12 protein-coding genes are annotated in these 13,193 nt (G+C 47.0%); all 12 read left to right on the top strand.

Annotated features, from left to right (window positions below; all coding sequences use genetic code 11):
- The first annotated feature begins 1 nt into the window (after position 1).
- The 12 genes from bshA (at position 2) to V1501_RS13580 (ending at position 13,160) form a co-directional block, all read left to right on the top strand.
- Positions 2-1,159, top strand: coding sequence for an N-acetyl-alpha-D-glucosaminyl L-malate synthase BshA (gene bshA, locus V1501_RS13635; RefSeq protein WP_409288930.1), 1,158 nt, complete (start codon positions 2-4; stop codon positions 1,157-1,159).
- Positions 1,156-2,343: a CCA tRNA nucleotidyltransferase gene (locus V1501_RS13630; RefSeq protein ID WP_409288928.1), complete on the top strand. Its 1,188-nt coding sequence runs from the start codon at positions 1,156-1,158 to the stop codon at positions 2,341-2,343. Before bshA ends, V1501_RS13630 begins: the two co-directional genes overlap by 4 nt.
- A complete protein-coding gene (locus V1501_RS13625) occupies positions 2,328-3,308 on the top strand; it encodes a biotin--[acetyl-CoA-carboxylase] ligase (protein WP_409288927.1) in 981 nt (326 codons plus the stop codon). Before V1501_RS13630 ends, V1501_RS13625 begins: the two co-directional genes overlap by 16 nt.
- Before the next feature lie 257 nt (positions 3,309-3,565).
- Positions 3,566-4,402, top strand: a complete 837-nt coding sequence (gene panB, locus V1501_RS13620; protein ID WP_409288925.1) for a 3-methyl-2-oxobutanoate hydroxymethyltransferase — start codon at positions 3,566-3,568, stop codon at positions 4,400-4,402.
- Positions 4,399-5,241, top strand: coding sequence for a pantoate--beta-alanine ligase (gene panC / locus V1501_RS13615; RefSeq protein WP_409288923.1), 843 nt, complete (start codon positions 4,399-4,401; stop codon positions 5,239-5,241). The genes panB and panC overlap by 4 nt, the downstream gene beginning before the upstream one ends.
- 27 nt (positions 5,242-5,268) lie before the next feature.
- Positions 5,269-5,652 carry an aspartate 1-decarboxylase gene (gene panD / locus V1501_RS13610; RefSeq protein WP_409288922.1) on the top strand — a complete coding sequence of 128 codons (384 nt, stop codon included), beginning with the start codon at positions 5,269-5,271 and terminating at the stop codon, positions 5,650-5,652.
- 198 nt (positions 5,653-5,850) lie between these two features.
- On the top strand, positions 5,851-8,649 hold the full coding sequence (gene dinG, locus V1501_RS13605) for an ATP-dependent DNA helicase DinG (protein WP_409288920.1): 2,799 nt from the start codon (positions 5,851-5,853) through the stop codon (positions 8,647-8,649).
- A gap of 263 nt (positions 8,650-8,912) precedes the next feature.
- Complete coding sequence (locus tag V1501_RS13600) at positions 8,913-9,083, top strand: YpmA family protein (protein ID WP_409288918.1); 171 nt, start codon at positions 8,913-8,915, stop codon at positions 9,081-9,083.
- Between the two features lie 15 nt (positions 9,084-9,098).
- A complete protein-coding gene (locus tag V1501_RS13595; protein WP_409288916.1) occupies positions 9,099-9,572 on the top strand; it encodes a DUF5590 domain-containing protein in 474 nt (157 codons plus the stop codon).
- Between the two features lie 15 nt (positions 9,573-9,587).
- A complete protein-coding gene (locus V1501_RS13590; RefSeq protein ID WP_409288914.1) occupies positions 9,588-10,769 on the top strand; it encodes a pyridoxal phosphate-dependent aminotransferase in 1,182 nt (393 codons plus the stop codon).
- 210 nt (positions 10,770-10,979) lie between these two features.
- Positions 10,980-12,272, top strand: a complete 1,293-nt coding sequence (gene asnS / locus V1501_RS13585; protein ID WP_409288912.1) for an asparagine--tRNA ligase — start codon at positions 10,980-10,982, stop codon at positions 12,270-12,272.
- A gap of 189 nt (positions 12,273-12,461) precedes the next feature.
- Positions 12,462-13,160 carry a DnaD domain protein gene (locus V1501_RS13580; RefSeq protein WP_409288910.1) on the top strand — a complete coding sequence of 233 codons (699 nt, stop codon included), beginning with the start codon at positions 12,462-12,464 and terminating at the stop codon, positions 13,158-13,160.
- Positions 13,161-13,193: the final 33 nt, after the last annotated feature.

Raw genomic sequence — 13,193 nt, 5'->3', positions numbered from 1 at the left:
TATGACATTGAAAATAGGCATAACCTGTTATCCTTCTGTTGGAGGATCAGGGGCAGTGGCTGCTGAGCTTGGAAAGCTGCTTGCAGAAAAAGGGCATGAAATCCACTTTATTTCTTCAAGCATGCCCTTCAGGCTCAAAAAGCGTTATCCCAATATTTTTTATCACCAGGTGGAAGTCAACCAATATTCCGTATTCCAGTACCCGCCATACGATCTGGCCCTGGCCAGTAAGATGTCTGAAGTGGCAAAGAGAGAAGACCTGGATATCCTCCATGTACATTACGCGATTCCGCATGCGGTCTGTGCCATCCTGGCCAAGCAGATGGCCGGGACCGACGTCAAGATTGTCACCACCCTGCATGGCACTGACATTACCGTGCTCGGCTATGATCCTTCTCTTACAGAGAGCATAAAGTTCGGCATTGAAAAATCTGATGCTGTGACTGCTGTTTCAAAGGCGCTTGTTGAACAGACAAATGAACTTATCCAGCCTGATAAAGAAATACAAACGGTATATAACTTCATAGATGAGAGGATATACCGCAGGAAAGACAGTGATTCCTTAAAAAGTGATTACGGCATTGCTGAATCAGAAAAGGTAATTATCCATGTTTCAAACTTCAGGGGCGTCAAACGTGTGAACGATGTTGTGCGTGCATTCCACGAAATTCAAAAAGAGGTGCCTTCAAAGCTTATGCTTGTCGGTGACGGACCAGAAATGACGATGGTCTGCAAACTGGCAAGTGAACTTGGGATCAAGGATAAAATCCTGACCCTTGGCAAGCAGGACAATCTGGAAGACTTATATTCAATAAGCGATTTGATGCTGCTCCTTTCACAAAAGGAAAGCTTCGGCCTGGTCCTGATAGAGGCCATGGCTTGCGGCGTTCCCTGCATAGGCACGGCCATCGGCGGTATTCCGGAAGTCATAGACCATGGGGAAACAGGTTATCTTTGCAGCCTTGGCGACTATCAGAAAGCTGCAGACCTCGCACTGGATCTGCTGACAGACAGCAGAAAGCATGAGTTATTTTCAAATGCAGCCATAGAGGCTGTCCATTCACGCTTCAGGGCGTCTCAAATCGTACTGGAATATGAAGATATCTATTATCGCCTGCTTAATGGAGAAAATCTCGTGAAAGAAGGATCCGGGAGATGATCAAACTGTTTCAGCGGGCATCGGGGCTGCTTGATAAAATAGAGCAGGCTGGCTATGAAGCCTATTTTGTCGGCGGTGCGGTCAGGGATATGCTCCTTAAAAAGCCCATAAGTGATGTGGACATCGCTACAAGTGCCACACCGCTCGAAGTAAAGGCGATTTTCCCCAATACCGTTGATGTTGGGATTGAACACGGGACGGTAATCGTCATTCACGAAGGTGAGCCCTATGAAGTAACTACATTCCGCCGGGAGGGCGGCTATGAGGACTTTCGCCGTCCTTCAGAGGTGAAGTTCATCAGGTCTCTGAGGGAAGACTTGCAGCGAAGGGATTTTACGATGAATGCCATTGCGATGGATAAAGGCTACAATCTGATCGATCCCTTTTCCGGGGCATCTGCAATCCGGCGGAAGCTGATTTGTACGGTGGGTGATCCTGATGAACGGTTTTCAGAAGACGCTCTCCGGATGATGCGGGCAGTCCGATTTGTCAGCCAGCTCTCTTTTTCGATGGATCCTGAAGTATTTGAAGGGATCAAAAAGAATGGACCGATTCTCTCCAACATGGCTGTTGAGCGGCTGCTTGCTGAATTTAACAAACTTATGGAAGGCCGGAGCAGGACCAGGGCCCTCGAGATCTTGCTGGACAGCGGGTTATACCAGTATGTCCCGGGCCTCCCGCACCAGCAGGAAGCACTCCGGAAATTCATCGGACTAAATCCATCCGGGTTGAAGGACGGCTTTGACAGCTGGGTGCTGCTCACAAGCCTCATGAATCAGGAAGGAGCGGATGCGTTCCTGAACAGCTGGAGGATGCCGATGAAACAGTTTAAATCAATTAAAAGCCATCTGGTGTATCTGAACACGCGCAGGCAGGGGCCTTTGGGTAAAAAGTCTCTGTTTGAGGCGGGAAGAGAAACAGCCATAAGGGTCGAAAGGGTGTTTGCAGCCCGTATGGGTGTTCCGCCTCACAGCCAGGTCGAAACCGCTTATGACAGCCTGCCTGTCCATCATATGAATGAGCTCGGTGTAAATGGCAATGATTTATTGGACTGGACCGGAAAAAAGGGAGGGCCCTGGGTTAAGGAGCTTCTTTCATTTATCCTGACTGGGGTGCTGGAAGAGCGAGTAAAAAACGATAAAAAGGCAATAAGGGAGTGGCTGGTCCAGTGCAATCGGATTTAAGAAAGAAGTTATTGGAGGCCTTTTATGAGGCAGAGGGAGAATACCTATCTGGACAGGGACTGGCAGACATCATGGGCTGTTCCAGAACCGCAGTCTGGAAGCATATGGAGGAACTCCGCAAAGATGGTTATGAGATTGAGGCTGTAAGAAAGAAGGGGTACAGACTGTTGACAAGCCCCGATAAGCTGTCCCAAAACTCCATCATGCTCGGTCTTCAGACAAAGTCAATTGGGAAGCATATTGTGTATCACGACTCTCTCGACTCTACCCAAAAGGCTGCCCACGCTCTGGCAGACAAAGGGGCAGAAGAAGGCACCCTTGTCATTGCGAATGAACAAACTGCCGGAAAGGGGAGGCTTTTGCGGAGCTGGCACTCGGCTAGGGGAACCGGCATCTGGATGAGCCTTATCTTAAGGCCCAATATCCCCATGCAGGATGCCCCGCAGCTTACCTTGCTTGCGGCTGCTGCCATCGTTCAGGCATTTGAGGAGGCAGCAAATTTAAGTCCATCCATCAAATGGCCGAACGATATTCTGATCAATGGCAAAAAGGTGACAGGCATCCTGACAGAAATGCAGGCTGAAGCAGACAGGATCCATTCTGTCATAATTGGGATTGGCATCAATGTGAACCAGGAGCTTCAGGATTTTCCTGAAGAAATCAGAGGAACTGCAACCTCCCTGGCCATTCAGGCAGGAGAACCCATTTCCCGTACTGAGGTGATCCAGACATTCCTGCGGAAATTTGAAAATTTATATGAACTATATATAAAAGAAGGCTTCAAGCCCATCAAACTGCTATGGGAAAGCTATGCTATCAGTCTGGGATGTGAAATCAAGGCGACTACTCTTTCCGGTGTGCTTTTTGGAAAAGCTGTCGGCATTACGGATGAAGGCGTTTTGCTTCTCCAGGAGGAAAACGGGCAGATTCACCGGATATATTCCGCAGACATTGAACTAAACTGAACAAGACCGTGAAAAAACTTTAGGAAAATATGAAATATTTATGTATAATGTAGCTGGGCGGTATCAAGATAGAACTGCACCTTTTTATATCGTTTTTTATTTATATAAGCATATCTGCCTTGATCCAATTAGATGGACTGGGACGGAGGGATCACCAACTTGACTTTCAAAATCCTTCTGTTTGCAGAAGGGTTTTTTTGGGTTTTTAACCCTATGCCCTCCTGATTCATCTTCCAAAAAAGAAGGAGGAATAATAAATGAAATTTTCTGCTCAGTTCAGCGCAATGAAAAAGCAGGGTGAAAAAATAACGATGCTGACCGCTTATGATTATCCTTCAGCAAAGCTCTCTGAAGAAGCCGGGGTCGATATGATCCTGGTAGGTGATTCACTTGGAATGGTGGTACTCGGCTATGACTCCACCCTGCCCGTGACGATAGATGATATGGTACACCATACCAAGGCTGTAAAGCGGGGGGCGGAAGATACGTTCATCGTTACCGATATGCCGTTTATGAGCTATCATCTATCACTGGATGAGACCCTCAAAAATGCTGCGAAAATCATGCAGGATGGAGGTGCCCATGCCGTTAAAGTAGAGGGAGCGGGAGAAGTGCTGGAGAAGATCTCCGCACTTACAAATGCCGGAATACCCGTAGTGGCCCATCTTGGTCTGACTCCCCAGTCAGTCGGCGTGCTTGGCGGCTATAAAGTACAGGGTAAGGATCGTGAGGCAGCCAGCCGCCTGCTTGCGGATGCAGCAGCATGTGAGGCAGCGGGGGCAATTGCGCTTGTACTTGAATGTGTGCCTTATCAGCTTGCCGGATTGGTCACTGAGACGCTGGGGATACCAACCATTGGAATTGGTGCCGGCATGCATACGGACGGCCAGGTGCTTGTGTATCACGATGTCCTCTCATATGGAGTGGCCCGGCTTCCCAAATTTGTTAAGCCTTATGCCTCCATCGGTGAGGCAGTCAAAAATGGCCTGGCTGAATATGTCAGAGAGGTAAAGAATTCCGCTTTCCCCGAAAGGGAGCACTCCTATACCATGGCTGAAGAAGATGTGGAAGCACTGTATGGAGGAAGAAAATGAAAATATTCCGGGAGATAAAGGCACTGAGAGAGGAACTGAAGAGTAAACGGCAAGGCAGCACCATTGGATTTGTGCCGACCATGGGGTTTTTACATGAAGGGCACCTAGAACTTTTGAAAAAGGCCAGGAAGGAAAATGATATTCTTGTATTGAGCATATTTGTAAATCCCCTGCAGTTTGGGCCGAATGAGGACTTTGACACGTATCCCCGGGATATGGAGCGGGATGAGAAAGTTGCGGGCGATGCTGGTGCAGATTATATTTTTTATCCTTCAGTGGAGGAAATGTATCCAGCCTCACCGACCATATCGGTAACGGTGGCGAAGAGGACAAGCATCCTTTGCGGAGCGAGCCGTCCTGGCCACTTCGACGGAGTGGCGGTCGTCCTGACTAAGCTGTTTAATATCGTCCAGCCTGACCGCGCTTATTTTGGCATGAAAGATGCCCAGCAGGTAGCGGTTATTGATGGCCTGGTACAGGATTTCAATATCCCGGTGGATATCGTACCGGTGGAAACAGTTAGGGAGCACGATGGTCTGGCTAAGAGCTCTCGCAATGTCTATTTGTCTGAATCGGAGAGAACTGAGGCGCCGGCCATCTACAGAAGCCTTCTTGATGCTAAAGCGATGGCGCTTGGCGGTGAAACAAAGCCGGATGCGATCACAGAGATGGTCTCTGGTAAAATAAGCAGAGAGACGAGCGGAATACTGGACTATATAGAAGTTTTATCCTATCCTGACCTTGAGAGAATTGACAGCCTGAAAGGGAGAGTAATCATTGCCGCCGCTGTTAAATTCAGCAGGGCACGCTTGATTGACAATATTATCTTCACCATATAAAGCAAGGAAAAATGAGGAGGAACGGCTATGTTTCGCACAATGATGAATGCCAAAATCCACCGTGCCAGGGTGACTGAGGCAAATTTAAATTATGTTGGAAGCATTACAATCGATGAGGATATCCTGGATGCAGTCGGAATGGCAGCAAATGAGAAAGTGGCGATTGTCAATAATAATAATGGTGCAAGGCTTGAAACCTATATTATTCCCGGCCCGCGCGGAAGCGGAGTGGTATGCTTGAACGGAGCAGCTGCACGCCTGGTTCAGCCGGATGATATTGTCATCATCATTTCCTATGCAATCATACCGGAGGAAAAGGTTCAGAGCCACACACCGAAGGTAGCGATTATGGATGAGAACAATCGAATTAAAGAGCTGATTGGCCACGAACCAGCAGCCACTATAATGTAGCATATAACCGGCCGGCCGCTCTCCTGGCCGGTTTTTCTACTTTCTTTTTGAACCAGCCGGTCTGTGCAGTCTTTAGAAAAACTTAGCACAGGCCCTTCCCCTCAGCTTGTATTTCGGTTGAAAAGGGTGGTATGTTATAAGGAATTGAGTGTCCAGCCTCTTAGGGCTGACAGCAGAAGTTATTGAGGTGTACTATACATGAAACAAAAATACATTGTAGTGGACTTGGAGACTACAGGCAATTCACCCAAAAAAGGCGATTCAATCATCCAGTTTGCCTGTGTGGTCATCGAGGCAGGCAAGATTTGTGATGAGTACTCTACATATATAAAGCCGGGCCGCAGTATCCCGCCTTTCATCGAGGAGCTGACCGGCATCAGCAACGATATGGTGGCGGATGCCCCGGAATTCAGCGAGGTGGCCGCAAAAATAAATTCCCTCCTGACTGATGCGGTATTTGTCGCTCATAATGTTCTTTTTGATTTGTCCTTCCTTCAGGAAGAGCTGGAGGCTGCAGGGTATGATGGGTTTTATGGCTCAACGATCGATACAGTTGAGCTTTCTAAGATTCTGCTTCCAACGGCAGACAGCTACAAGCTTTCTAAGCTTGCCCAATTAGAGAACCTGAATCACGAGAGGCCTCATCGTGCGGACAGCGATGCAAAGGTGACGGCCATGCTGCTGCTGAAGCTGATGGAGAGGATGGAGACCCTTCCAAAGTCCACCTTAAAACAGCTGTACCGGCTTTCCTTTTCTTTGAAAAGCGAGATTTCTGAGTTGATCGGAGAATGTATCTCGGTTAAGGAAACGAAGGTGCTGGAGCCCCTGGGACAGCTGGAAATATATAAGGGTCTGTCCCTTCGTATCATAAGCGGGGAAAAAGAGGCTGAAGAAATGCCTGAATTATCTTATTCATACAGTGATGAGGAAAAGATACAGGCGATGCAGGCGGCCTTCCCTTATATGAAAAAGAGGGAAGGCCAGCTGAACATGATGAATAGTGTGCATGATGCGTTAATCCATGGGAGCAGCAGGATCATTGAAGCGGGCACCGGCATCGGCAAATCGCTGGCATACCTCCTGCCTGCGGTACATTTTTCCCTTCATACAAAAAAACAAGTAATCATCAGCACATATTCCCTCCATCTTCAGGAACAGCTGATGAATAAGGAAATACCGGCTCTTGAAAAAATACTGCCGCTTCCTTTTTCAGCCAGCACTATTAAAGGCAAAAACAATTATATCAGCCTTGCTAAGTTTGAACGGGTTCTCCGCCAGAAAGACGACAATTACGATTCTTCATTGACCAAAATGCAGATACTGGTCTGGCTGACTTATACGGAAACAGGAGACAGGGATGAGTTGAATCTTACTTCAGGGGGAGCAAGCTTTTGGGACCGGCTCCACTCCGGCGGGCCTATGCCGGCCAGACTTCAGGCTCCCTGGGATACCCGTGATTTTTATTTGAGGGCCGTGGAGGCCGCGCGCAAGGCGGATCTATTGATCACTAATCATGCCTATCTTTTCAATGAACTGCGCATGAGGAATTCAATCTTTCAGCCAAATGCTGCACTCATCATAGATGAAGCACATCATTTTGAAAAAGCCTACAAATCCCAAGCGGGCCTGAATGTCAGCTATCAGGGCATCAGGACCTTGATGAACAGGCTGGGTACATATAATCAGAAAATGATATTGTACAAGCTGGAAAGGCTTTTAAAGGAAAAAAATCTTGTTTCAGGTATTTCAGGCCAAGCGGTCGAAGGATATGTACAGGATTTTCTATATGAAACCGAATCATTGTTTTTACAGCTGGCCGGATTTATGGAGGCTAACAGCAAAAACACAGCAGGGCCCGTATCGACTCTGCCCTTTCAGCCTGACAGGACATCAGACCGGAGACTGTCCAATCTTTTAATGGCAGCAGAACGGGTAATCGACTATCAGAAGCGGATCAGGCTGGCGGTCGAAGAGAGAATCAGCCTTCTCAAGGAAGCGGAGGATTCACTTGGCAGAACCCATTTATTCTATTTGACGGAGGCTGAATCCCTGCACCACGATTTTGAAAAGCTTGAAAAAGCGCTGAGGGAATTTTTCCTGAGGCAGAAAGCAGATATGGTGTATTGGACTGACTTGGCCAGAAGCGGAAAGAACATGACGATTACCCTTTATTCACAGCCTGTCGAAGGGGCAGGGCGTTTCTGGGAGGAAGATCACTCCAGATTCAGCTCCATCATCCTGACTTCAGCGACCCTGTCGGTTAATGGATCCTTTGCGTATTTTAAAGAGCAGCTGGGCATTGATGATAAGGTTCAAACGGAATCATATCCCTCTCCCTTTAATTATAAAGAAGCAGTAAAGATCATCGTGCCAGAGACCATGCCGGATATCAGCATGACTGTACAGGCTGAATTCGCAAAGGCGGCTGCCGGACATATTGCGGCTGCTGCTCTGGGCTCAGACGGGAGAATGATGGTGTTATTCACATCCAGAGAGCTTTTACGTCTTACCTATGAGCATTTAAAAAGTACCGCTTCACTTGATGAATACACAATTTTGGCCCAGGGTATATCCGGGGGAAGCAAGTGGAGGCTGCTGAAAAATTTTCAGGGTTTCACAAAAGGCATTCTCCTTGGCAATGTCAGTTTCTGGGACGGAGTGGATATACAGGGTGAAAAGCTGTCATGCCTTGTTATCGTTAGGCTTCCCTTTTCTCCTCCCGATGAACCAGCAGCTGCGGCAAAAGCGAGGGTTCTTGTGGCAAAAGGATTGAATCCTTTTACAAGCCTCTCACTCCCTGAAGCGGTCATACGGTTCAGGCAGGGTTTCGGAAGGCTCATCAGGGGGGAACAGGATAAAGGAGTCATGATCGTCCTTGATAAGCGGCTGATTTCCTCTTCTTATGGAAAAACGTTTCTTGATGCTATACCGGATGTACAAGTCGAAAGAACACAGGCCGGCATGATTACTGAATCAGTGGCAGAATGGCTTAAATGAAAACTCTTCTCTAACTGTCCAGCAGTTAAAATATTTGTAAAACAGCGCGAATAAAAAACAGCAGCATACAGCTGCTGTAAAAGTGCGGCGGGACTAGAAGGTATTTATAAAGATTTTGTACCCGGGGCTCGCCAGTATTCGCATGAAATTATGCCCCAAGCTAACTCATTACTGATATAATGAACTGTGTAAATCTTTACTGTATGTTTAGTATGGCCATCATGATGGTCAATATGAATTAACATTTGCTGGAGGAATCGAAAATGGAGAGCAAGATAGAAGTAATTTCAACAGTCAAAGTCCTTAACTCACCTGACTTATATAAAATTGTGGATTCACTCAACCGTACCCTTAAGGAAAAGGACCTGATGTTCGGCCTTGCCCTTGATGAAACTGATAAAGAAAAAGCAGTATTCACGATTTATCGTACATAATGGAAGGGCTGTAATATGAAAAAATGGATGATCTTTGGAGTGATCGCGGTGCTCATCGTTGTCACGTTTACCTATATTACCTATCATAAGGCGGTAAAACCCAAGAAGGCGGCATTTGCCGAGCTTGAGCAGGCAGCGGAAAGGGAAGGGCTGGCAGAAACGGATGAGTATTATCTGTACCATGGCTCTAAATCTTATTCAGTGGCAGTTGGGAAGGACAAGTCAGGAAAAAGGAAGGTTTTATGGATACCGTCAGAAAAGAATGGCGATGTCATAAAAGCTGATTACGACAGCGGCATTACGAGACAGCAGGTAATAAATCAGGTCCGGAGGGAACGTAAACCGGATAAAATACTTTCAGTCAAGCTGGGGATGGAAAATGATGTCCCGCTCTGGGAAGTGATTTACCAGAATGAAGCAAAGCAGATCAATTATGAATACTTTGATTTTAAAACCGGGGATATGCTGAAATATTACCGGAGTATCTGATTGGAGGATGTTGGGATGAAATTAGCAAAAAGAGTCGAAGCTCTTACCCCTTCCACTACGCTTGCCATAACGGCGAAAGCAAAGGAATTGAAAGCTCAGGGAATTGATGTGGTAGGGCTTGGTGCCGGAGAACCGGATTTTAATACACCACAGCACATCATTGAAGCTGCCGTAAGGTCCATGAATGAGGGGCAGACAAAATACACTGCCGCAAGCGGGCTGCCCAAATTGAAACAGGCCATTGCAGACAAATTGAGAGCTGACCAGAACCTTCAGTATGAATTGTCGCAGATTATGGTAGCCTCAGGTGCGAAACACGCCCTGTATACTCTGTTTCAAGCCATCCTTGATGAAGGTGACGAAGTCATCATCCCTATTCCTTATTGGGTCAGCTATCCTGAGCAGGTGAAGCTGGCCGGCGGAATCCCGGTTTATGTGGAAGCAGATGAAAGCAGCAGCTTCAAGATTACCCCGGAACAGCTTGAAAAGGCGGTAACTTCAAAAACAAAAGCAATTATCATCAATTCGCCGAGCAATCCCACCGGCATGATCTATAGCAGGGAAGAGCTTTCGTCAATCGGTGAAATCTGCTTGAAACATGATCTTTTGATTATCTCTGATGAAATATATGAAAAACTTATATACGGTGAAAATCAACATGTTTCAATAGCTGAGATTTCCCCTGAGCTTAAAGAAAGCACCATGATCATCAATGGTGTATCAAAATCCCACAGCATGACTGGCTGGAGGATAGGCTATGCAGCCGGCAATAAAGATATCATCAAGGCCATGACCAATCTGGCAAGCCACAGTACATCAAACCCGACCACTACTGCACAATATGGAGCGATTGCAGCTTATGAGGGGCCGCAGGATGCTGTGGAGAGTATGCGGCAGGCGTTTGAGGTGCGGCTTGAGTCTATTTATGAGAAACTGACGGCGATTCCCGGGGTAAGCTGCATTAAGCCGCAGGGTGCTTTTTATCTGTATCCGAACGTAAAGGAAGCGGCTCAGAATCTGGGCTTTGAGAGTGTGGATGCATTTGCAGCAGCGCTGCTTGAAGAGGCGAAGGTGGCGGTAATACCGGGATCAGGATTTGGATCGCCTGACAACATCCGTTTATCCTATGCAACATCAGAAGACCAGCTCGAAAAGGCGATAGCACGAATTTCCGGCTTTATAAAAGGCGGAAGATGACCTTTTTTGACCGTCCAGGAAATGAGGCTGTCCCGAGGCGGGCCAGCCTCGCCTTGTCACAGCAGCCTGAAGACAGGGTAATGATGGAAGATAGAACATATGAAAGTACAGGCTGTCATGCCTGAATCTCATTGCCTCACAAAACAGGCAGAGGTATAATGGGATATATAAATGTCAGTTTGTGCAGTATTTTGGAGGGAATATATACACGTGAAAACAATGATTAAAGAAGTCCATAAACATACAGGTGAAGAAGTTAAAATTGGCGGCTGGCTGGCAAATAAAAGATCCAGCGGAAAGATTGCATTCTTGCAGATCCGGGACGGGAGCGGCTTCATTCAGGGAGTTGTAGTGAAGGAGGATGTAGGGGAAGAAGTGTTTGCCAAGGCAAAAGCCCTGACCCAGGAATCTTCCATCTATGTAACAGGCACAGTCCAGAGGGACGAGCGCTCACCATTCGGCTATGAGCTTGTGGTGAAGGATGTGGAAGTGATCCACGAGTCCAAGGATTACCCGATTACGCCAAAGGCGCACGGAACTGAATTCCTGATGGATAACCGCCATTTATGGCTCCGGTCAAAGAGGCAGCATGCCGTCATGCAGATCAGAAATGAAATTATCCGGGCCACTTATGAGTTTTTTAACGATCATGGATTTTCAAAGGTAGATCCCCCGATATTGACAGGAAGTGCACCGGAAGGAACATCTGAACTATTTGCAACCAAGTACTTCGAGGAGGATGCCTATCTTTCACAGAGCGGACAGCTGTATATGGAAGCTGCCGCGATGGCACTTGGGAAAGTATTTTCCTTCGGACCTACCTTCCGGGCTGAAAAATCAAAAACAAGACGTCATCTGATCGAATTCTGGATGATCGAGCCCGAAATGGCTTTCTACGATTTCAATGATAACCTGGAAGTTCAGGAGCTGTATGTATCACATATCGTGCAATCTGTACTTGAAAATTGTAAAATCCAGCTTCATACCCTGGGGCGCGATACAACTAAGCTTGAAAACATCAAGGCGCCGTTCCCAAGGATCTCTTATGATGATGCCATCAAATTCCTTCATGAAAAGGGCTTTGATGATATCGAGTGGGGGGATGACTTCGGTGCACCCCACGAGACGGCAATTGCGGAAAGCTATGATAAACCGGTGTTCATCACTCATTATCCGACCGGTATCAAACCATTCTATATGCAGCCTGCCCCTGACCGTGAGGACGTCGTGCTGTGTGCAGATTTAATCGCTCCGGAAGGATACGGAGAAATCATCGGCGGGTCACAGCGTATCCATGATTATGAGCTGCTTAAGAAAAGGATTGAAGAGCATGGTCTGAGCATGGATGCTTACGCCTGGTATCTGGAACTAAGGCAATATGGCTCGGTTCCTCACTCCGGTTTCGGCCTCGGTCTTGAGAGGACGGTTGCCTGGATCAGCGGTGTTGAGCATGTAAGGGAGTCCATACCATTCCCCCGCCTATTGAACCGCCTGTATCCATGATGGACAGCTTTGAATAACCTGAAGAAAAGCTCGTGTTCGGGCTTTTCTTTTTTCTCCCTCAGCGGATGCTGGCAGCCAGTGATTACAGAAGTGGATAGAATACCTCATTACATGTAATTTTTACCCTGGAGTATTTTTGTCAGGATGGCTGATCTTTCATGGTATACTTAGAATGAGGTGTCAGATGATATGTTAAGAGAAAAATTACTTGCTTGGATGAAGGAAGGCAACATCACAATTCCTTCTTTTCTTTTGTCCCATTACAAAGAAATGGGTTTGAATGAGAACGAGTTAATTATATTGCTGCAAATCCAGCACTTTTCCGAAAAAGGAAATGCCTTTCCTACACCGGACCAGATTTCGGACCGGATGACACTGGACAGCTCGGATTGCTCAAGCCATTTGAGAAGATTGATTCAAAAAGGTTATCTGCAGATCATGGAGGAATACAGAGAGGACAGCGTCCTATTTGAGATGTATTCATTGGAGCCGCTGCATGAAAAACTGATTGATTTTTATATGAAGAATTCGAACGCACCTGTTACTCCTCCTGAGGAGGATGAAAGTTTATATACGGTCTTTGAAAAGGAATTCGGCAGGCCGCTGTCCCCGTTTGAGTGCGAGACACTGGCAATGTGGATGGAGGATGACCACCATTATCCTTTAGTGAAAGCAGCCCTGAAGGAAGCGGTTATTTCCGGCAAGCTTAATTTCCGATACATAGACAGAATTCTCTTCGAGTGGAAGAAAAATGGCATCCAAACGCCTCAGCAGGCTAAAACCTACGGACAGAAATTCCGCATGAACAATAGCAGCAAGCGCGAAAGGAAACAGGATGCTGTCGGAGCGAACAGGAGTGTCCCGTTCTTTAATTGGCTTGAACAATAAAGCGGGCAACTGCTGATTAGCCCATTGCGGAGG

This window comes from Paraperibacillus esterisolvens (assembly GCF_046237625.1).
In the GTDB taxonomy this organism is placed as follows: domain Bacteria; phylum Bacillota; class Bacilli; order Bacillales; family DSM-1321; genus Paraperibacillus; species Paraperibacillus esterisolvens.
This window is presented reverse-complemented; position numbering and strand designations above follow the sequence as displayed.